18 protein-coding genes are annotated in these 19,772 nt (G+C 75.4%); 8 read left to right on the forward strand and 10 right to left on the reverse strand.

The genetic code is table 11. The annotated features are described in order from the left end of the window. Nucleotides 1-23: 23 nt before the first annotated feature. The 3 genes from CXR44_RS06415 to CXR44_RS06425 form a co-directional block, all read right to left on the reverse strand. Nucleotides 24-1,412 carry an SEL1-like repeat protein gene (locus CXR44_RS06415; protein WP_101784213.1) on the reverse strand — a complete coding sequence of 463 codons (1,389 nt, stop codon included), beginning with the start codon at nt 1,410-1,412 and terminating at the stop codon, nt 24-26. 52 nt (nt 1,413-1,464) lie between these two features. Beyond that, complete coding sequence (locus CXR44_RS06420) at nt 1,465-2,487, reverse strand: urease accessory protein UreH domain-containing protein (protein WP_180903202.1); 1,023 nt, start codon at nt 2,485-2,487, stop codon at nt 1,465-1,467. Between the two features lie 169 nt (nt 2,488-2,656). Further along, nucleotides 2,657-3,286, reverse strand: coding sequence for a TetR/AcrR family transcriptional regulator (locus tag CXR44_RS06425; protein ID WP_101783940.1), 630 nt, complete (start codon nt 3,284-3,286; stop codon nt 2,657-2,659). Nucleotides 3,287-3,368: 82 nt separating this feature from the next. Between CXR44_RS06425 and CXR44_RS06430 the strand changes: the two genes are divergently transcribed. Next, on the forward strand, nt 3,369-4,265 hold the full coding sequence (locus tag CXR44_RS06430; RefSeq protein ID WP_101783941.1) for a hypothetical protein: 897 nt from the start codon (nt 3,369-3,371) through the stop codon (nt 4,263-4,265). Continuing rightward, nucleotides 4,262-5,503, forward strand: coding sequence for an isoprenylcysteine carboxylmethyltransferase family protein (locus tag CXR44_RS06435; protein WP_101783942.1), 1,242 nt, complete (start codon nt 4,262-4,264; stop codon nt 5,501-5,503). Before CXR44_RS06430 ends, CXR44_RS06435 begins: the two co-directional genes overlap by 4 nt. On the opposite strand, the gene CXR44_RS06440 is transcribed toward CXR44_RS06435, so the two are convergent. From CXR44_RS06440 to CXR44_RS06450, 3 genes are all read right to left on the reverse strand, one after another. Next, the gene (locus CXR44_RS06440; RefSeq protein WP_101783943.1) at nt 5,484-6,230 is read right to left on the reverse strand and encodes a methyltransferase domain-containing protein; all 747 of its coding nucleotides are present in this window, start codon (nt 6,228-6,230) and stop codon (nt 5,484-5,486) included. The two genes, CXR44_RS06435 and CXR44_RS06440, sit on opposite strands and share 20 nt — an antisense overlap. A gap of 132 nt (nt 6,231-6,362) precedes the next feature. Next, nucleotides 6,363-7,010 (reverse strand): response regulator, encoded by a 648-nt coding sequence (locus CXR44_RS06445; protein WP_101783944.1) that lies wholly within the window; start codon nt 7,008-7,010, stop codon nt 6,363-6,365. Beyond that, entirely contained in the window at nt 7,007-8,116 is a 1,110-nt protein-coding gene (locus CXR44_RS06450; protein ID WP_245898890.1) for a sensor histidine kinase, read from the reverse strand. Before CXR44_RS06450 ends, CXR44_RS06445 begins: the two co-directional genes overlap by 4 nt. 94 nt (nt 8,117-8,210) lie before the next feature. On the opposite strand from CXR44_RS06450, the gene ggt reads away from it, so the two are divergent. Then, complete coding sequence (gene ggt / locus CXR44_RS06455; protein ID WP_101783946.1) at nt 8,211-9,965, forward strand: gamma-glutamyltransferase; 1,755 nt, start codon at nt 8,211-8,213, stop codon at nt 9,963-9,965. 89 nt (nt 9,966-10,054) lie between these two features. On the opposite strand, the gene CXR44_RS39295 is transcribed toward ggt, so the two are convergent. Then, complete coding sequence (locus CXR44_RS39295; RefSeq protein WP_180903203.1) at nt 10,055-10,222, reverse strand: hypothetical protein; 168 nt, start codon at nt 10,220-10,222, stop codon at nt 10,055-10,057. A gap of 103 nt (nt 10,223-10,325) precedes the next feature. On the opposite strand from CXR44_RS39295, the gene CXR44_RS06460 reads away from it, so the two are divergent. Next, nucleotides 10,326-11,105, forward strand: coding sequence for an SURF1 family protein (locus CXR44_RS06460; RefSeq protein ID WP_180903204.1), 780 nt, complete (start codon nt 10,326-10,328; stop codon nt 11,103-11,105). Between the two features lie 3 nt (nt 11,106-11,108). Continuing rightward, nucleotides 11,109-11,420 (forward strand): DUF3817 domain-containing protein, encoded by a 312-nt coding sequence (locus CXR44_RS06465; RefSeq protein ID WP_101783947.1) that lies wholly within the window; start codon nt 11,109-11,111, stop codon nt 11,418-11,420. Between the two features lie 33 nt (nt 11,421-11,453). On the opposite strand, the gene CXR44_RS06470 is transcribed toward CXR44_RS06465, so the two are convergent. The 3 genes from CXR44_RS06470 to CXR44_RS06480 form a co-directional block, all read right to left on the reverse strand. After that, a complete protein-coding gene (locus tag CXR44_RS06470) occupies nt 11,454-11,645 on the reverse strand; it encodes a hypothetical protein (protein WP_101783948.1) in 192 nt (63 codons plus the stop codon). Nucleotides 11,646-11,759: 114 nt separating this feature from the next. After that, nucleotides 11,760-12,956 (reverse strand): protein kinase domain-containing protein, encoded by a 1,197-nt coding sequence (locus tag CXR44_RS06475; RefSeq protein WP_180903205.1) that lies wholly within the window; start codon nt 12,954-12,956, stop codon nt 11,760-11,762. 43 nt (nt 12,957-12,999) lie between these two features. Continuing rightward, entirely contained in the window at nt 13,000-13,980 is a 981-nt protein-coding gene (locus CXR44_RS06480) for an arylamine N-acetyltransferase family protein (RefSeq protein WP_101783950.1), read from the reverse strand. Nucleotides 13,981-14,053: 73 nt separating this feature from the next. On the opposite strand from CXR44_RS06480, the gene CXR44_RS06485 reads away from it, so the two are divergent. The 3 genes from CXR44_RS06485 to CXR44_RS06495 are packed head-to-tail and all read left to right on the forward strand — an operon-like array spanning nt 14,054 to nt 19,766. Further along, a complete protein-coding gene (locus tag CXR44_RS06485; protein ID WP_180903206.1) occupies nt 14,054-14,737 on the forward strand; it encodes a response regulator transcription factor in 684 nt (227 codons plus the stop codon). Next, nucleotides 14,734-18,180: a DUF4153 domain-containing protein gene (locus CXR44_RS06490; RefSeq protein ID WP_101783951.1), complete on the forward strand. Its 3,447-nt coding sequence runs from the start codon at nt 14,734-14,736 to the stop codon at nt 18,178-18,180. Before CXR44_RS06485 ends, CXR44_RS06490 begins: the two co-directional genes overlap by 4 nt. A gap of 53 nt (nt 18,181-18,233) precedes the next feature. Next, nucleotides 18,234-19,766, forward strand: a complete 1,533-nt coding sequence (locus CXR44_RS06495; RefSeq protein ID WP_101783952.1) for an N-acyl-D-amino-acid deacylase family protein — start codon at nt 18,234-18,236, stop codon at nt 19,764-19,766. The last annotated feature ends 6 nt before the right edge of the window (nt 19,767-19,772 follow it).

Below are 19,772 nucleotides of genomic sequence, written 5' to 3' on the forward strand. Positions count from 1 at the left end.
TGTTGGTCGCCGCCAGGGCGCGGCTAGCGGACGCCGAGGCGCCGGCGCAGGTCACGGGCGGTGGCCAGGACATGGTCGATCTCCCCGGGGCTCGGCCAGGGCGAGCTGCCCGGCCTGAGCAGCGTCGCCCGCACCGAGGCGAGGTACTCGACGGCGCTCGCGTGCAGGCCGCTGCGCTCCACCAGCCAGCCGACGACGTCGGCGTGGTCGTGCAGTGGCCTGGTCACCAGGTCCCAGGTGCCGAGCAGCTCCGTCAGCTCGGGTACGGCCAGCGCGACGCCGCCCCGGCGGCCGGTCGCGGCGGCGGCCAGCTCGGCCCGCGCGGCCAGCTCCGGCTCGGCGGCCCGGTCCCAGCCCGGCGGCGGCGGGTCGGTGAGCCACCGCTGCGCCTCGGCGTGCTCCCCGGCCGCGCTGAGCAGGCCGCCCAGCTCGACAGCCGCCCGGTGGTGTCCGGCCAGCGCCGCCAGCCGGAACCAGTGCCGGCCCCTGGCCAGGTCGCCGTACTCGGCGATGAGCAGCAGCCCGAAGTTGAACATCGCCTCAGGGTCGCCGCTGGCCGCCGCCCGGCCGAACCAGTGGCTCGCCCCCGTCGCGTCGCCCAGCTCCACGCAGACGAACCCGGACATCCGCTGGTCGGCCAGCCGTCCCGCCCCGGCCGCCCGCTCGAACCAGGCCCGTGCCGTGCGCAGGTCGGCGTGGGCGAGCGCGATGCCGCCGAGCTGCGACGCGGCGCCGGGATGCTCGCTCCTGGCGGCCAGCCGGAAGTACGCCTCGGCGCCCTCGGGGTCGCGGCCCGCCTGCAGCAGCAGGCCGAGGTGGTAGGCCGCCTCGACGTGCCCGCCGCGGGTGGCGCACTCCCACCAGCGCACGGTCTCCTCCTCGTCGCCGGCCGAGTACGCCAGGAAGCCGAGGTCGTGGGCCGAGGAGGTGTCGCCGTCGGCGGCCGCCCGGCGGTGCCACTCGCGCGCCACGGGAGTCTCGCCGGCGTCCTCGCACATCAACGCCAGCCGCCGGGCCGCGACGCGCGACCCGGCGCGGGCGGCGCTCTCGAACCAGCTCCGCGCGGCGTCCGGGTCACCCCGCTGCTCCAGCAGCAGGGTGGCGAGGTTGACCGCCGCCTCGGTGTCGCCGGTGCCCGCCGCCCGCTCGTACCAGGAGACGGCCTCCTCCAGGGTGCCGTGCTTCTCGTGCCAGATGCCCAGGTTGAACGCGCTGTCGACGTTGCCCGCCAGCGCCGCCCGCTCCCACCAGTGCCGGGCCCCCGGGCGGTCACCCCGCTGCGCGCACAACCGGCCGAGCCGGTGCGCCGCCTGCGGGTCTCCGGCCTGCGCGGCCGCCAGCAGCTCGGGTTCGTCACCGACCCGTGGCGCCGGAACGGTCGCCGCCGCCACCTCACCTTGCCACCACGCCATGCGCACAGGGTGGCACGTGAACGCGTGGATGCGGAGCGTAATCGCCGAGAGGCTAGGAGAAGTTGAGGAAGCCGGTGTACATGCCCATGCCGCAGACGTACCTCAGGGTGCCGGGCGGCTGCGGGGGCAACCGGACGGTGGCGGGCAGGGCGACGTCCCGCCCGGCGATGGTGACGGTGCCGGTGCACCCGCGCTCCGCCGGCCTGAAGACGATCTCGACGGGCACGCCCGCGGGCAGCCTCACGTAGCCGGGCCGGTAGCCGTCGCGCATCGCCCAGATCGTGACGGTGGGCGGGAGCGCGGCGGCGTCGGGCCCGGTGACGGCGGCGGCCGGGGGCGTGGAGCGCGGCAGCCAGCCGCCCAGGTTGAGCCCGGTGCCGGCCGTCCACAGCCCGGCTGCGAGCGCGGCCACGCCCGCCAGCCGGGAGACGCGGGTCCGCGACAGGCGCCGCAGCGCGTACCCCAGCAGGGCGAACGCGGGCGAGCTGCCCACGACGAACCCCGCCAGCACCGCCGCGCCGCCGGCCGCCGACCGGCTGGTGACGGCCACCATCTCCATGCTCAGCGTCACCCCGCACGGTACGAGCACGGTGGCCGCGCCCAGCAGCGGAGGACTGGTGAGCCGCAACCCCAGCCGCGCCACCACCCCCCGCTCCGGAACGCACTCCCCACACCGCGTCCCCGCACGGTCGGAGACCGCACGCTCCGAGTCCGTGCGGTCGGAGTCAGCACGCTTGGAGTCCGCACGGTCGGTGTTCGTGCGGCGCAGCAGCCGGACGGCGAACGCGGCGACCAGGAGGCCCGCCGCCACGAGCAGGGCCGCCCGGGTCGCCGGGCCCGGCATGACCGCCGCGCCGACCAGTCCGAGCAGCGCTCCCACGGCCGAGTACGCGGCCAGCCGCCCCAGCAGGAACCAGCCGACCGCCCACCGCCGCCCGCCGGGCTCGCGCCCCCCGGCCAGTCCGGCGAGCAGGCCGCCCTGCACCGCGGTGCACGAGGCGCTGCCCGCCACGAAGCCCGCGGCCAGGCCGGTGACCAGCAGCCCGGCGGCGCCGGCCACCTCAGGCGCGCCCAAGGAACGGCCCCGGCCGGTCGTGCCCGCATCCGTCACAGCCGCGTCGCGCGATGCGCCGCATCCTCGACCCCCGCTCCGGAACGAACCTCTCCAGGGACGTTCTCATCCGGAAACGTAATGGCACCAGCCGGATGCGACCAGTAACAGTGCCTTCACCCCGCGGTGCCGTTCATGTCGCGGACGTCTCGCCACGGCGGCGCGGCAGCCGCATGGTGAGCAGCTTGGCCCGCGGCGCGACCCGCTCGGCCAGCGTGAACAGGGCCTCGGTGCGCGAGCGGTCGGCGTCGAGGTGGGTGAACAGGTTGACGCCCAGGTAGTACGTGATCGCCGCGTAGGCCAGGTCGCGCGGCGGCAGCAGTTTGGCCAGCGGCGAGCCGCCGATGACCCGGTCGAGGGTCTGCTCGACGAAGTCGATCCACGGATCGGAGCGTTTGACGATCTCCGCGCGCAGCTCGGGCCGGGCGATGCCGGCGCCCACCAGCTCGGAGAAGAGCGTGATGTGCCCGCCCTCCAGGTCGGCGCGGTAGATCTCGGTGGCGGCGGCCACCAGCTCCTCCAGCGTGCGCGCACCGGCCACGGCCTCCCGGTAGGTGGCCATGCGCTGCTCGGAGGAGCGGTCGAGCGCCGCGAGAAGCAGCGGGTCCACGCCGCCGAAGTGGTAGAAGACCAGCGCGGCGTTGACCCCGGCCGCCCTGGCGATGGTCCGCGCGCTGGTGCCGGCGTAGCCCTCCGTGCGCAGTGTCGCGGCCGCCGCCTCGATCAGCCGCTCGCGCGTCTCCGTCCCCGCCTGCTTCGTCATGGTTCGTCCGCCCCTTGCCGACTCGGTCAGGCTAATCATACGGTTTAATCAACTGATTAAACCGATCGCTCAAGAGGTGCGCATGACGACCGAACCCGATCCCCGCCATTGGCGCCGGGCCCGCCGGCTGCTCGCGGCGGTACTGGCGGCCCTGTTCGCGGCCCTGCTCGCTTACCGGGTGCTGCACGCGGGCCACCTGGAGCAGACGGCGCTGTTCTACGTCGGCATCCCCGCCGTCATCGCGATCACCGTGGCGCTGACCGCCCGGCCGAAGAGCGCCACCGGCCTGATCATGGCGGTGGTCACCGTCGGGCTGGCGCTGTCCGGGCCGCTGCTGGGCGAGGGCGTCGTCTGCCTGGTCGTGGCCGCCCCGCTGTTCTACCTGGTCGGCCTCGTCTTCGGGCTGCTCATCGACCGGGCGCGGAGGCGGGACGACCGCCGTGGAGCCCATCTGCTCATCGCGCCGCTGCTCCTCCTCATGGTGGCCGAGGGGGCCACGGAGGCCACCTCGCTGCCCCGCGACACCACGGTCAGCGCCGTCCGCGCCACCGCGGGTGCGGACGTCGAGCGGGCACTGGCCGGCACGCCGTCGTTCGGGCCGTTCAGGTCGGCCTTCCTGCGGGCCGGCTTCCCCGTGCCCGTGGCCGCCGAGGGCGAAGGGCTCGAGGTGGGCGCGGTCCGCCGGATCACCTTCACCCCGCGCCGGTCACTCGGCATCGGCGCCCGGCCGGAGCCGCGCTCCATGACCCTGCGGGTCAAGCAGCGCGCGGCCGGCCTGGCGGTGTTCGAGGTGGTGGCGGACACGACGCTGGCGCGGTGGCTGCACCTGCGGGAGGCCCGGTTCGCCTGGACGGACGCCGAGCTGACGGTCTCGCTGCGCTACCGCAGGACGTTCGATCCGGCCTGGTACTTCGGGCCGGTCCAGGCCTACGGGGCCGGCCAGGCGGCCGGTTACCTCGCGGAGACGTTCACCCGATGAGCGCCGCGCTGATCAGGGGGGTGGCGGTGATGGCGCCGCTCCTCGCCGTGATGGTCGCCGCGGCGCGCCGGCCGGGCGAACGGGGCGTCGCCGCCGCCCTGGTGGCCACGGGCTGGAACCTCCTCATGCTCGCCGCGGTGAACGCGCTGGCCCTGGAGGCCGGATGGTGGAGCTTCCACGCGCGGGGCGGCGTCGTCCACGGGGTGCCGGTGGACCTGCTGCTCGGCTGGGCGGTGCTGTGGGGCGCGGTCCCCGCCCTCGTCGCGCCGCGGGCGCCCGTGCCGCTGACCGCGGCCGTGCTCGCCTGGCTGGACCTGGCGCTGATGCCGCTCGCCGAGCCGGTGCTCGTGCTCGGTCCCGGCTGGCTCGCCGGGGAGTCGCTGGCCATCGCCTGCTCCCTCGTCCCCGGCCTGCTCGTGGCACGGTGGACCTGGGCCGGGCGGGCGCTGCCGGCCCGGGCGGCGGTCCAGGTGGTGCTCGCGGGCGGCTTCGGGCTGGCGCTGCCGGTGCTCGTGACCGGGGTGTGGCGGCAGCCCGCCTGGGTGCTCACCGTCGTCGCCCAGGTCATGGCCGTGCCGATGGCGCTCGGGCTGGCCGCCGTGCGGGAGTTCGCGGTCCGCGGCGGGGGCACGCCGCTGCCGTACGACCCGCCGCGGCGGCTGGTGACGGGCGGGCCGTACGCGTACGTGCGCAACCCGATGCAGGTGGCGATGACCGCCGGGTACCTGGTCCTGGGCACGCTCGACCCGGCCCTCCTGGCCGCGGCGGTGATCGCGTTCGCCTACGGGGCGGGCCTCGCCGCCTGGCACGAGGGCGAGCAGCTGGACGGCCGCTTCGGCGCCGAGTGGCACGCCTACCGCAGGGCGGTCCGGCCGTGGCTGCCCCGTATGCGTCCCGCGATGCCGCCCGTGATGCCGCCCGCCACGCTGTACGTCCGCGCCGGCTGCGGGCGGTGCGCCGCCGTCGGGCGCTGGTTCGAGCGGCGCGAGCCCGTCGCGCTGCGGATCGCCGCCGCGGAGGACCATCCGCGGGAGCTGGTCCGCATCACCTACGAGACGGCCGGCGGCGACACGGCCGAGGGCGTGGCGGCGCTCGCCCGCGCCTCGACCCACGTCCACCTCGGGTGGGCCCTGTGCGGGTGGTTGCTCATGCTGCCGGGCCTGGGGTGGTTCGTCCAGCTCTGCGTGGACGCCTTCGGCGCCGGGCCGGTGACGCCGGTCAGGCCCGCGCCTCGATGAGGAACCTGCTGGAGTGCGCCACGAACGGACCCTCGGCCTCGATGAGCTCGTGCAGGTCGCGCAGCCGCGCGAGGTGGCGGTCGACGGAGAAGCCCGGCACGATCCAGATCACCTTGCGCAGGAAGTAGACGACCGCGCCGACGTCGCGGAACTCCATCCGCAACCGCTCCGCCCGCAGGTCGGTGACGGTGAGCCCGGCCGCCTCGGCCTCGGCCACCGCCTGCCGCGGGTCGCGGGCGGAGCCGTCGAGCGGTCCGAGGAAGAACTCCGCGAGCTCGAACACGCTGCGCGGCCCCACCTGCTGGGAGAAGTAGACGCCGCCGGGCCGCAGCACGCGGGCGATCTCCGTCCACCACGTCTCCACCGGGTGGCGGCTGGTCACCAGGTCGAACGCGCCCGTCCGGAACGGCAGACGGGGCTCCTCGTCGTCGGCCACGACCGCCGCGCCGCGCGCCCGCAGCCGGGCGGCGGCCAGCGCGAGATTGGGCGGCCACGACTCGGTGGCGACCGTCACGGGCGCCAGCGTCGGCAGGCCGGCCAGGAGCTCGGCGCCGCCGGTCTGGATGTCGAGGGCGGCCGAGGCGCCGGCCATCCGGTCGCCGAGCAGCCGCGCGTAGCCCCACGACGGGCGCTCCTCGCTCGCCCGGCCGTCGAGCCACGAGAAGTCCCATCCGTCGACCGGCGCGGACCGCGCCTCGGCCACCAACTCGCCGAACGAACGTCCCATACCGCCATCGTGTCAGCGCGCCCCCGCGCCGATCAACGGGTTTTCCCGGGCCAGGTCCCGCCCGGAACCGTACATGTCGTCGTGGCCCGGCCCAGAGGCGGTCAGGCCGACGGGATTCGGTCAGTCGCGGCGTCAGTGCCAGCCGGGGCGGACGAGGCCGGACTCGTAGGCGAAGACGACGAGCTGGGCGCGGTCACGGGCGTGCAGCTTGGCCATGGCCCGGCTCACGTGGGTCTTGGCCGTGGCCGGCGACATGAAGAGCCTGGCCGCGATCTCGTCGTTGGTCAGGCCCGCGCCGACCAGCGTCAGGACCTCGCGCTCTCGGTCGGTGAGCTGCGCCAGGCGGCCCGCCTCCTGGGGTTCCTTGGCCCGGGAGGCGTACTCGGCGATGAGGCGGCGGGTCACGCTCGGGGACAGCAGCGCCTCGCCCGCCGCCACCACGCGGACCGCCTGGATGAGCTCGGCCGGCTCGGTGTCCTTGACGAGGAAGCCGCTGGCGCCGCCGCGCAGCGCCTCGAAGACGTACTCGTCGAGCTCGAACGTCGTCAGGATGATGACGCGCGGCCCGTCGGGCATCTGCCGGGTCGCGGTGAGGCCGTCGGTGCCGGGCATGCGGATGTCCATCAGCACCACGTGCGGCTCCAGCTCGCGGGACAGGCGCACCGCCTCCGCGCCGTCGCCCGCCTCGGCGACCACGGTCATGTCGGGCTGCGCGTCGAGCAGGGCGCGGAAACCGGCGCGGACCAAAGCCTGGTCGTCGGCCAGCAGAACGTTGATCATGCGGTCTCCTGGGGGAGGGGGAGCCGGGCCGACACCTCGAAGCCACCGCCCGAGGGGCCGGCGAACAGGGTGCCGCCCAGGGCGGAGGCGCGTTCGCGCATGCCCGGGATGCCGTTGCCGCCGCCCTGCCCGGCCAGGACGGGCGGCGTCGTCGGCCCGGTGTCGGTGACCTGTACGGCCAGCTCGCGCGGGCCGTACACCAGCCGGACCCGCACCTTGGCGCCGGGGGCGTGGCGGGCGGCGTTGGTGAGCGACTCCTGGACGATGCGGTAGGCGGCCCGCTCCACCTGCGGGGACAGCGGCCGGGGGTCCAGGCGTTCCAGCGTCACGTCGACGCCGCAACGTTCGGCCAGCTCGTCGAGGCGGTCGAGGCCGGCCGTGGGGGAGCGGGGGGCGCCGTCGCGCAGGACGTTCAGGACGGAACGCATCTCGCCGAGCACGTCCTTGGAGGCGGCCTTGATGGTGGCGAGCGCGGTGCGGGCCTGCTCCGGCTGGTCGTCGATGAGGTGCAGCGCGGTCGAGGCCTGCACGTGGATGAGCGAGATGTTGTGCGCCAGGACGTCGTGCAGTTCGCGGGCCATGGTCAGGCGTTCCTCGCTGGCCTGGCGCCGCATCTCCTCCTCGGCCGCGCGCTGCTGCTGCGCGCGGCGCTCCCGGACGATCGAGGCCAGCTCGGCCACCACCATGACGAGCAGGATGAACGCGGTGATGGCCAGGTCGTGGAAGATGCCCGCCGGCTTGCCGTCGCCCACGGCGCCGTAGGCGATGAACACCGCCCAGGTGACCGCGGCCAGGATCCACGCCGCCCGCCGCCGCCCGCCCATGACCAGGGTGGACAGCACGATGACCGGGGCCAGGTAGACCGGGCCGAGCGGGTAGTCGAGCCAGGTGTAGGCGTACGTCACCAGCAGGGCGGCGGCCGACGAGACGACCGGATGTCTCCGGCGGAACACCAGCGCGGCGGGCCCCGCCATGAGCAGCGTGAACGCCAGCGCGTCCAGCGGCCTGCGGTGGGCCTGCCCGTACTGCGCCGCCATGGACAGCACGACCTGCGCGACGGCGACTGCCGCCGCCGGAACCAGGTCATGACCGGACTTCACCCGCACGCCGCCCACGCTAGAGCACGCGCCGGGCGCCCGCGTCGCCCGTGGGTCGCAGGGGGCCCTACCACGATCGGCGTACCTGGGTAAGGGTGGACCCATGCGCCGTGTGCTCGTTCCCGCAACAGTCCTCGTCACGCTGGCCGCCGCCGGCACGTCCGCGGTCACGCCCGCCGCGGCGGCCGGCGGCGGCCGGTGGGCGCCGCAGAAGGTTCCCGTCGCCGAGGGGTACGGTGGCGCCGTCGCCACGGTCGACCTCGACGCCAGCAAGGCCGCCATCGCCGTCCTCAGGAAGGGCGGCAACGCCGTCGACGCCGCGGTCGCCGCCGGTGCCGTGCTGGGCGTCACCGAGCCGTACTCAGCCGGTCTGGCGGGCGGCGGCTTCATCGTCTACTACGACGCCCGCGACCGCGAGGTGCACACCATCGACGGCCGGGAGACCGCGCCGAAGGCCATGACGTCCACCTCCTTCGAGGGCGTCCCGTTCGAGGAGGGCGTCACCAGCGGCCTGTCGGCGGGCGTCCCCGGCACGGTCGCGCAGTGGGACGTGGCCCTGCGCCGGTTCGGCACGATCTCGCTGCGGCAGGCCCTGCAGCCCGCCATCGAGGTGGCGGCCAAGGGGTTCGTCGTCGACCAGACGTTCGCGGACCAGACGAAGCAGAACGAGGCGCGGTTCAAGGACTTCACCTCCACCGCGAAGCTGTACCTGCCGGGCGGCGCGCCGCCCGTCGTCGGCTCCGTCTTCCGGAACCCGGAGCTGGCAGCCACCTACCGCGAACTCGCCCGGCGCGGACCCGGCTGGCTGTACGGCGGGCAGCTCGGCCGCGAGATCGTCGCCACGGTCAAGCGGCCGCCGATCACGCCGGGGGCGACCCGCAAGGTGCGGCCCGGCCTGATGGAGCTGTCCGACCTGCGCGCCTACCGTGCGCCGCTGCGCGAGCCGACCCGCGTCGACTACCAGGGGCTGCGGGTGTACGGCATGGCGCCCCCGTCCTCCGGCGGCTCGACCGTGGGGGAGGCGCTCAACATCCTGGAAGCGCTGCCCCAGGTCGGGCTGCACGAGTACCTGGAGGCGTCCCGCCTGGCGTTCGCCGACCGCAACAAGTACGTCGCCGACGTGCCGGGCGTGCCGCTGAAGGAGCTGCTGTCCGACGGCTACGCCAAGGAACGCGCCTGCCTCGTCGGCGACCGCGCCATGGCGCACCCGGCCGCGCCCGGCGCCCCCGACGGCGACTACGGGCCGTGCGAGCGCCCGACCGGCACAACCACGCCCACCGCGGCCGAGGGACCGGAGACCACGCACCTGGTCGTGGCCGACCGGTGGGGCAACGTCGTCGCCTACAACCTGACGATCGAGTCCACCGGCGGCAACGGCATCGTGGTGCCCGGACGCGGCTTCCTGCTGAACAACGAGCTGACCGACTTCACCTTCGGCCCGGCCCCCGGCGACCCCAACCTGCCCGGCCCCGGCAAGCGGTCGCGCTCGTCGATGGCGCCGACGATCGTCTTCGACGACGGCCGGCCGGTGCTCGCCGTCGGCTCGCCCGGCGGCGCGACGATCATCACGACCGTGCTGCAGATCCTGATGAACCGCTACGAGTGGGGCATGAGCCTGCCCGAGGCGGTGGCGGCCCCCCGCGCCTCCCAGCGCAACGGCGCCCAGACCCAGGCCGAGCAGGCGTTCCTCGACGCCCACCGGGCCGAGCTGGAGGCTCGCGGACACGCCTTCGCGGTCACGCCGGAGATCGGGGCGGCCACCGCGCTGGAGTTCCTGAGCCGGACCAAGGTCCAGGCCGTGGCCGAGCCCACCCGGCGCGGCGGCGGCAGCGCGATGGTGGTCAGGCCGAGCGGGTGACGGAGCGGAGAAGGAGCGGCTGACCTGACCCCGGGCACGCCGAAAAGCGCCGATGGTCTCCGACTGTCGGCGCTGTCAGGAGGATGCGGTCAGCGGAGGAGCAGGAAGGCCGCCACGCCGATGACCACGATGGCGGCGACGACGGCGATGATCGGGATGAGGGGCGACTTCTTGGGCGCCGGCTCCTGCTCGGCCCGCTGCGCGAACGCGCGGAACGCCTGGGTGTTGCCCGCGGGGTCGATGTGCTGCTCAGACATGAGGAGCAGCCTAGCGGGATCGCCTGCGACATTTGTGCCTTTTTCCGTGATCCGCGGGTGGGCTGATTAGGGGACCGGTCAGGTCGCCGGATAGCTTTGAAGCATGTTGAGGACCCTGCTCTCACCCCGCATGCTGGGGCTGCATCTGCTGACGATCGGGGTCGTCATCGCGTTCATCCTGCTCGGCCGCTGGCAGCTCGGCGTCTTCCAGGACTCCGGCAGGCCGCAGGCGACCGCCGACCCCGAGCCGGTCGCGGTCACCGCGGTCGCGCCCGTCGGCGCGCAACTCGCGGGCGAGACGGTCGGGCGCCGCGTCACCGCCGAGGGCGTCTACGACGCGCAGCGCCAGCTCCTCGTCGCCGACCGGGTGCCCGACGTCGACGAGCCCGGCGGCAACGTCGCCCGCGGCAAGGGCTACTGGGTGCTCACGCCGCTCCGGCTCGACGACGGCACGCTGATGCCGGTCGTGCGGGGCTGGGTGGCCGAGGCCGGCGACCCGGCCACGGTGGTGCCCGAGGGCAGGGTCACGTTGTCCGGGCGGCTGCGCCCGCAGCAGGGCACCGACAGCGTGCAGCGGCGCGCCGGAGGTCTCCCCGAGGGCCAGGTGCAGACCGTGTCCACGGGCGAGCTGCTCAACCTGTGGAACGGCGAACAGGTCCGCGCCGGCTACGTCGTCGCCCAGCCGCCCTCGGGCGGGCTCACGCAGGTCAAGGTCTCACCGCCGATCGTCGGCGGCACGCTGACCTGGCGCAACCTGGCCTACGCCGCCAACTGGTGGATCTTCGCCGGGTTCGCCGTGTTCATGTGGTTCCACTTCGTGCGCGACGGCGTGCGCGAGGATCGGGGCCGTGGCAAATCCCCTGAGATGGTGCTGGAAGGTTAATCGGTGGAATCGGCTCTCAAACCCTTCCGGGTGCTCGCCTACATCGTCGGCGTGATGCTGCTCATCCTCTGCGTGGCGATGGTGCTCAGGTACGGCTTCGGCAACCCTGACCTGTCGAAGATCACCGCGCCCATCCACGGCTTCTTCTACATGGTCTATCTGGTCGCCGTGATGAACCTCGGCATGAAGGGCCGCTGGTCCTGGCCGTACATGCTGGGCATCATGCTCGGCGGCACGGTGCCGTTCCTGTCGTTCTTCGTGGAGCACCGGGTCACGCTCAAGGTGCGGGCGCAGCTGGCCGCGGCGGGCGCCTGAGACGCCCGCCGCGCGCCCCGCGGCGCGCCGGGGTCAGCGGCCGATGCCGCGCTTGCGGGCGCGCCTGAGCCGCGCCCGCTGCGAGGGGTCCAGCATCATGTAACCGACCACCGGGGCGCCGACCACGCCGAGGACGACCAGCAGGGTCACCCATCCCGGCAAGAAGATCAGGGACAGCAGCACCGCGGCGCCCGCGCCGATGGCGTACTTCTGGACTGGCGACATCCTCTTCCTCCAACGCGGAGCGCGCGCCCCGCCTCACCCACATTCTGCGTCGCCGGTCCAACGAGTGGGTGCACCCTCCCGGTTCCGTTCGCGATGTATCGCAACTCGGGGCGGTCAGGCCAGGGCGGCGACCGCCCGGAGGTCCTCCCGCAGGGCGGCGAGGTCGCCGCGCCGGGCGGGGTCGCCCGACAGCAGCCGGAACAGTACGGGAGCCAGCGCCCCCGCCCTGGTGAGAGGCGCTCCCGGAGCGGGCGGATGGCCCTCGACGGCGGCGAACAGCGTCGCCCCGAGCGACCACAGGTCGGCCGCCGGGCTCGGCGCCCCCTCGGGGGCCCGGAAGGCGGGCGCGGCCGGACCCGCCACCCGTGCCGGCACCAGCCACGCCGCCGCACGCCACGGCACCACCTGCCCGCCGGACGCCCCGCCGCCGGCGGGCGCACCTGGCGCCGGCCCGCCCGGGACGGGCGTATCCGGGGTCGGCTCACCGGGTGCGGGTGGGCGGGACGAGGGGACGTCGGGGGTGAGGACGCTGGCCGGGTGGACGGCGCCGTGGTGCTCCCCGCGGGCGTGCGCGGCGGCCAGCCGGTCGAGGACGGCCAGGCCGACGGCGGCCGCCCGCGCCGGGGGCAGCGGCCCCCACGTGGCGATCACCTGGTCCAGGGAACGCTCCACGGCGAGCCGGTCGAGCAGCTCGGCCACCATCTCGACCGGCGGTGGCCCCAGCGGATCGAGCATGGCCCTGATCAGCGCCCGCAGCGGGTCGGTGCCCGCGGCCGGCGCGGAGCCGGGCGGCCGGCCCTCGACGGCGAAGTGCAGGGTGGCCGCCAACGACCACAGGTCGGCCGAGGGCCGCAGCCCCGCCTGAGGCAGCCCGAACCCCGTCAGCAGCGCCCGCCCCGTCGCGGTCAGCAGCACGTTGCCCGGGTTGACCCGCCCGTGCACCAGACCGGCCGCGTGCGCGGTGCGCACGGCGGCCAGCACGCCCACCCCCACGCGGGCCGCCTGCAGGGACGGCAGCGGCCCGCGCGCCGCCACGGTGCCCTCCAGCGCGGCCCCCGAGACGAACTCCGTCACCAGCCACGGCACGCCGCCCTCGACGACCACGTCGAGCACCGGGACGACGCAGGGATGCCGCAGCCCGGCGGCCAGCCGCGCGTCACGCACCGCGGCGTCACGCGACTCGGGCGGCAGGCGCAGCTCGCGCACCGCGACGTCCCGGTGCGCCGCCTCGTCGAAGGCCAGCCGCACGGCGCCCCCGCCCAGGGGGTTCAGCAGCCGGTAGCGCCCTGCGAGTCTCGTGGTGTCTCCCATCCCGAAGTGCACGATAGCGGCACGACTCCGGCCGAGGCCACGGTCAGGCCGGGGACGGGGCCGGGGACGGCGCCGCGGCGGGCCGGGCGAGGGGCGCGACGGCCGGAGCCGTAGCGGACACGGTGGCGGACACGGTGGCGGGCGTGGCGGCGGGCGTGGTGGTGGGTGTGGCGGCGGCGGACGCGGCGAGCCACGTCTCGTGCGCCGCGCGCACCCGGTGGAACAGCCGCTCACGTTCCCCGGCGTCCACGTCATCCAGCGTCAGCCCGAACACGTCGGCCAGCGCCGCGTAGTAGTCGCGGGCCGTGTCCAGCGTCACCGAACGCCGCCCCTGCCCCACCCGCGTGAGCACCAGCCCGCGCAGCATGTCCACCCCGGAGGCGTCGCGCCGCTGCACGGTCGCCACCCGCACGAACCCCGACTCCGAGGAGGTGGTGAGGTGCTCGTGCATGGCGGTGAACGCCGACATCCCCGTGGCCGCCGGCCCGAAGTCCATCCCCAGGAACGAGCCGCGCGGATCGTGGTCCAGCCGCCACCCGCCCGGGGCCACCGCCGACGCGCGCAGGCCGTACACGAAGGGCCCCTGCCGGTAGGTGCCGGCCACCAGCGGGATCGGCTCGTGCAGCCCGTCGCCGAGCCCCAGGTCCACCAGCCACTCACCGCCCGGATTCCCGTCGTCCGGCAGGCCCCGCACGGTCAGGACCAGGTGGTTCGCGGTGACGCCCGGCTCGCTGTCATGGCCCTGCACGCCCCCCACGTGCCGCGTCACGTCGTAACCGAGCGTCCTGGCCAGCAGGTGGAACGCGCCGTTCAGGTGGAAGCAGTAGCCGCCCCTGCCCGCCGCGATGCGTCGCGCCGACGCGCCCGGCGCGAGGGGGGTGGCCCGGCCGAGCCAGACGTCCAGCACCTCGTACGGCACCCGTTCGACGTGCGCCCGGTGCAGCGCGCGCAGCCCGTCGGCCGACGGGGGCGCGTCCAGCAGAGCGGCGAGGCCGAGCCGACGAAGGTACCCAGACACGATCATGATCCCAGTCTGCACCGGATGTGCACGGAATGGGGAGTGCCGTCTGCACGCGACGCTCCTAGGCTTGCGGTCCGTGGCAGAGCAACGGCGTGTCCTCCTGGTCGAGGACGACGAGACGATCGCGCGGGCCGTACGCGACCGGCTGGCGGCCGAGGGGTTCGACGTCAGGGTGGCCGGAGACGGCGAGACGGCCCTGGTCGAGCACCGCAGGGCGGAGCCCGACCTGGTCATCCTGGACCGGCTGCTGCCGGGGCTCGACGGGCTGGAGGTGTGCCGCCGGATGCAGGCGGCCCGGCCGGTGCCCGTCCTCATGCTGACCGCGCTCGGCGAGGAGACCGACGTGCTCGTCGGGCTCGGCGTGGGCGCCGACGACTACCTCGCCAAGCCGTTCAGCATGCGCGAGCTGGTGGCCAGGATCCACGCGCTGTTGCGCCGGGTGGAACGGGCCGCCCAGCTCGCCGTCGAGGACACGGTGATCAGGGTCGGCGAGGTGGAGATCGACACGGCGGCCCGCCGGGTGTTCGTGCGGGGCGTGGAGGCGCAGCTCACCAGGACCGAGTTCGACCTGCTGCGCCGCCTCGCCGAGCGGCCTGGGCAGGTGTTCGAGCGCGACCGGCTGTTGTCGGACGTGTGGGGCTTCGCCGAGGCCGCCGCCACCAGGACCGTGGACAGCCACGTACGGGCGCTGCGCCGCAAACTCGGCTCCGACGTGGTGCGGACCGTGCACGGCGTCGGCTACGCCCTGGTCCGCCGGTGAGGCCGCTCGACTTCCTCGGCCGGATCAAGGTCAAGCTCGGCATCGTGATCGTGCTGGCCGTCGCGACGGCGTTCGTGGTGAACGAGGCCGGCCTCGCTGCCGGGCTGCCGGGCGAGATCCGCATCGCCGTGGCCGTGGTGCTGTCGCTGATCATGGTGCAGGTGCTGGCCAGGGGCATGACCAAGCCGCTGCGCGAGATGGCCCGCGCGGCGCAGACCATCGCCAAGGGCCGCTACACGCTGCGCGTCCGCGCCACCTCGCGGGACGAGGTGGGGGAGCTGGCCAGGGCGTTCAACGCGATGGCCGCCGACCTCGGCGAGGTGGACCGCCAGCGGCGCGAGCTCGTGGCGAACGTCAGTCACGAGCTGCGCACCCCCATCACCGGCCTGCGCGCCGTCCTGGAGAACGTCGTGGACGGCGTCTCCGCGCCCGACCCCGGCACCATGCGCACCGCCCTCGCCCAGGCCGACCGGCTCGGCCGGCTGGTGGCCCAGCTCCTCGACCTGTCGCGGCTCGACTCGGGCGCCCGGCTGATCGAGCGGGAGGACGTGGAGCTGGCGTCGCTGGTCGGGCAGGCGCTGCGGGAGGCGGCGCTGGCGCGCGAGGACGTCCGCCTCGTCGCCCCCGGCGGCGGCGGGCTCGTGGTGCGCGCCGACCCGGACCTGCTGGCCCAGGTCCTGGCCAACCTCCTCGACAACGCCGTACGGCACAGCCCGCCGGGCGGCGTGGTGACCGTGGACGCCGAACCGCGCGACGGCGGGGTGCGGATCACGGTCGCCGACCAGGGGCCGGGCATCCCGGCGTCGGCCAGGGCGCGCGTGTTCGAGCGGTTCTCGCGGCTCGATGCGGCCCGCGCGGCGGACGCCGGGGGAGCGGGGCTGGGCCTGGCCATCGTGAAGGAGATCGTCGAGCTGCACGGCGGCTCGATCCGCATCGACGACTGCGCGGGCTGCCGCATGGTCGTGGACCTGCCCGGAAGGACTCCCATGCCCTCGGAACGGCACCACCACCCGCCCACCCCGGCGCAACAGGCAGCACCCCCGACACCAGCGCCGGTCCCGGAGGCATCATCGGCACCAGAGACACCGGTGGCGCCGGCGGCGCCGGTGTCGCACGCCGCGTACGCCGCCACCCAGGCCGCCGAGCCCACCACTGAGCCCACCACCGCGCCCAAAGCCGAGCCCACCGAGCCCGCCCCCGCCACCACCCAGCCTGCTGCCCCGCCTGTCCCGACTGCCCAGGCCGCTCAGGCCGCCGAGCCTGCTGCCCCGTCCGGCCGGCCCGCTCATGCCGCCGTCCAGGCCGCAGAGGTCGCCCGGCCCGCCGAGGCCGGAGAGGCCGGGCAAGGCGAACAGGAAGCGCCTGTCCCGCAGAGGGCGCCGGCCCCGCCCGCCGGACCGGACAGGCCTGCCGCGGCTGCCGGAACCGGTGCGCCAGTCGCGGTGGCCGGGGTCCAGCAGGCTGGTCCGTATGCGGCCACGGCGCACGCGGACGCGGGTGGGCGGCTCGGCCGGATGGTGGCGGGGACCGCCATCGGGTTGTTCGCCGGCTTCATCGGCGGCGTCTTCGTCGCCGCGTTCGTCAGCGTCCTCGTGGGGGACGGGGCCGCCCTGCTCTCCCTCGTGCTCAGCACGTCCCTCTTCGGCGCCGTCGGGCTGGCCCTCGGCGCGGGCCCCGGTCGCGGCGCGGTTCCCGGCCGCGGCGTGGCGGCTCCGGGGCCGCACCATCCCCCGCCCGCGGCGGCGTACCCCCCCTCGCCCGCGGCGGCGTACCCCCCCTCGCCCGCGGCGGCGTACCCCCCCTCGCCCGCGGCGGCGCACCACCCTCCGCACCGACAGCCGCATCAGTCCCCGCACCAGGCCGCCGCGCACCAGGCCGGCCCGCACCAGCTCTCGCGCCCGGCGAGCGCGCAGCGGGCGGTGCCGCCCGGTCCGGGCGGGCAGCCGGGCGGAGGGCAGCCGCCGCCCCCCTACGTGCCGCCGCCGCTGTTCCCGCAGCCCGAGCTGCCCGAGACGCCGCGCTGGCTGCTGCCCGCCGCCGCCGGGGCGGGTGTGTTCGGGGCGGTGGCGCTGCCCGGCGCGCAGGCCGGGCTGGGCGTCGTGCTGGTGGCGACGGCACTCGGCGCCGCGGCGCTGCCCGCGCTGCTGCGGCGGATGACGCCGTGGACGCTCGCGTTCGGGCTGGCCGCGTACTGGCTGATCGCGATGGCGGCGGTGCGGGACGCCGACTGGCTCGTCGGGCTGCTGCTGACGGCCGGTGGCGCGCTCGCGGCGCTCGCCGTGTCGGGGGCCGGGCGCGGGTGGCTCGGCGTGATCAGGGGTGGCGTGTCGGTGCTGCTCGCCCTCGGGCCGGTGGCGTGGTTCCTGGGCCGCCCGCTCAAGCGGCTCACGGCCCGGCGCCGCGTCCTGCCGATGCTGGCCGGGCTGGGCATCACGGCCGTGCTGCTGCTGGTGTTCGGGCTGCTGTTCGTCTCGGCAGACGCGGTGTTCGCCGCCTACGCCGAGCGGCTGACCAGCGCCACCGACTGGGCCGCGTCGGCGCCGCTGCGGATCTTCCTGTTCGCGGCCGTCGCGGCGGCGCTGGGGGCGGTGGTGCTGGTGGCGCTCAGACCGGTCAACGAGCCGGAGGCGCCCGAGGTCAAGGTCAGCCTGGGCGGGCCGGTCTGGAAGCTGCCGCTGACCGCCGTGAACCTGCTGTTCGGAGCCTTCGTGGTGGTGCAGATCACCGTGCTGTTCGGCGGTGACACGCTGGTGCTGCGGACCCGCGGGCTGACCTACGCCGAGTACGCCCGCCAGGGCTTCTTCCAGCTCGTCGTGGTCAGCGTGTTCGTGCTGGGCATCGTCGGGCTGGCGGGTGTGGTGCTGCGCACCGGACGGCGCGACCGCTGGGTGCTGGCCGGGCTGCTCGGCCTGCTGTGCGCGCTCACCATGGTGGTGCTCGTCTCGGCGCTGCACCGGCTGCACCTCTACACCGCCGCCTACGGCCTGTCGCGGCTGCGCGTGTCCGTGGAGGCCACCGTGTGGTGGCTGGGGGCGCTGTTCGTCCTGGTGCTGCTGGCCGGAGCGGTCCGGCTGGCGGGCCGGCGGGCCGGCTGGCTGCCCCGCACCGTCGTGCTCGTCACCGCCCTCGGGCTCGGCGCGTTCGCCATGGTCAACCCCGACCTGCGGGTGGCCGAGACGCAGGTCGGCGTGCGCGGCGTGGCCAAGATCGACTCGGACTACCTGGGCGACCTGGGCGCCGAGGCGGTGCCCGCGCTGGACCGGCTGCCGGAGCCCCAGCGCAGCTGCGTGCTCGCCGCGGTGGTCTCGGCCAACGGCCTGGCCGAGCCCGACCCCTGGAACGGCTGGAACCTCGCCCGTTCCCGCGCCCGCGACGTGCTCGCCGTACGGCCGATCGTCCCGTCGCGATCCTGCTCCGGATCGGAGCCGGCGCGCGGGTCCTGAACAGGCCGCCGGCATCGGACCCGAACGGGCGCTCGATCGGGTTTAATCCTTGGGTGGCATTCGATGTGATCATCAGCGGGGGCCGGGTGCTCGACGGCACCGGCGCCCCGCCGTACCGGGCCGACCTGGCCGTCAGCGGCGACCGCGTCGCGGCGGTGGGCCGGCTCGACGGCGCGCGGGCCGGCACCGTCATCGACGCGAGCGGCCGGCTCGTCGCGCCCGGGTTCGTCGACTGCCACGCGCACGGCGACGCGGCCGTGTTCGACCCGGCGGTGCAGCGGGCGGCGCTGCGCCAGGGGGTGACGACGTTCGTCCTCGGCCAGGACGGCCTGTCCTTCGCCCCCGGCTCGGCCGCCACCGTCGGCTACGCCTCCCGCTACTTCGCGGCCGTCAACGGCGCGCCCCCGATCGACGGCCCGCTGACCGTGGGCGCGCTGCTCGACTGCTACGACGGGGCCGTCGCGGTCAACACCGCCTACCTGATCCCGCACGGCACGATCCGCTACGACGTCATGGGCCCGTCCCCGGACGCCGCCGGGCCCGGCGACCTCGCCCGCATGCGCGCCCACGTCGAACGCGGGCTGGCGGACGGCGCCGTGGGCCTGTCGAGCGGCCTGGAGTACCTGCCCGGCCGCTACGCCTCGGCGGCGGAGCTGGCCGCCCTCTGCGAGCCGCTCGGCGGCCTGCCGTACGTGACCCACATGCGCGCCTACGGCGACGGCGCCGCGGCGGGGATGACGGAGGTGACCGAGATCGCGCTCGCGTCCGGAGCCGCCGTTCACGTCTCCCACCTGCACGGGCCCGCCGGCGTGCTGCTGCCGCTGGTGGAGGGGGCGCTCGGCCGCGACGTCGACCTGACCTTCGACACCTACCCCTACCTGCGCGGCAGCACCATCCTGGCGATGGTCGTGCTGCCGCCCGACGTCCCCGGCGCCGAGCCCGACCGGGCCCTGGAGATGCTCGCCTCGGGCGAGCTCGACACCTGGTGGGCCGGCCTGGAGCAGACCTGGCCGCGGCTGACGATCTCCCACGCGCCCGGCCTGGAGTGGGCCGAAGGGCTCGGCATGGTGGAGGCGGCCGAGCGGGCCGGCGTCGCCCCGGCCGAGTTCTGCCGCCGCCTGCTCGTCGAGACGCGACTGGAGGCCGGCTGCGTGTCCGCCCGCCCCGACGAGGGTCCCGAGGGGGAGGAGTCCGTACGCCGGATGCTCCGCCACCCGGCCCAGACCGGCGGCTCCGACGGCATCTACGTGGGCGGTCATCCGCATCCGCGGGGGTTCGGGGCGTTCGCCCGGTTCCTCGGCCGCCATGTGCGGGAGCTCGGCGACTGGACGTGGCAGGAGGCGATCGTGCACCTGGCCTCGCATCCGGCGCGCCGCTTCGGGCTCGCCGACCGCGGGCTGCTGCGGCCGGGGTTCGCCGCGGACGTCGTGGTGTTCGACCCGGCCACGGTGGCCGACCGGGCGACCTACGCAGCCCCCCGCTCCCTCGCGGTCGGGGTGGACGACGTGCTGGTGTCGGGTACACGCGTGCTGACCGGCGGCGAGCCGACCGGGGCGACCCCCGGCCGGGCCCTCCGCCCTTCGTGATCGGGG

The organism is Nonomuraea indica, assembly GCF_002850745.1.
GTDB classification, from domain to species: domain Bacteria; phylum Actinomycetota; class Actinomycetes; order Streptosporangiales; family Streptosporangiaceae; genus Nonomuraea; species Nonomuraea indica.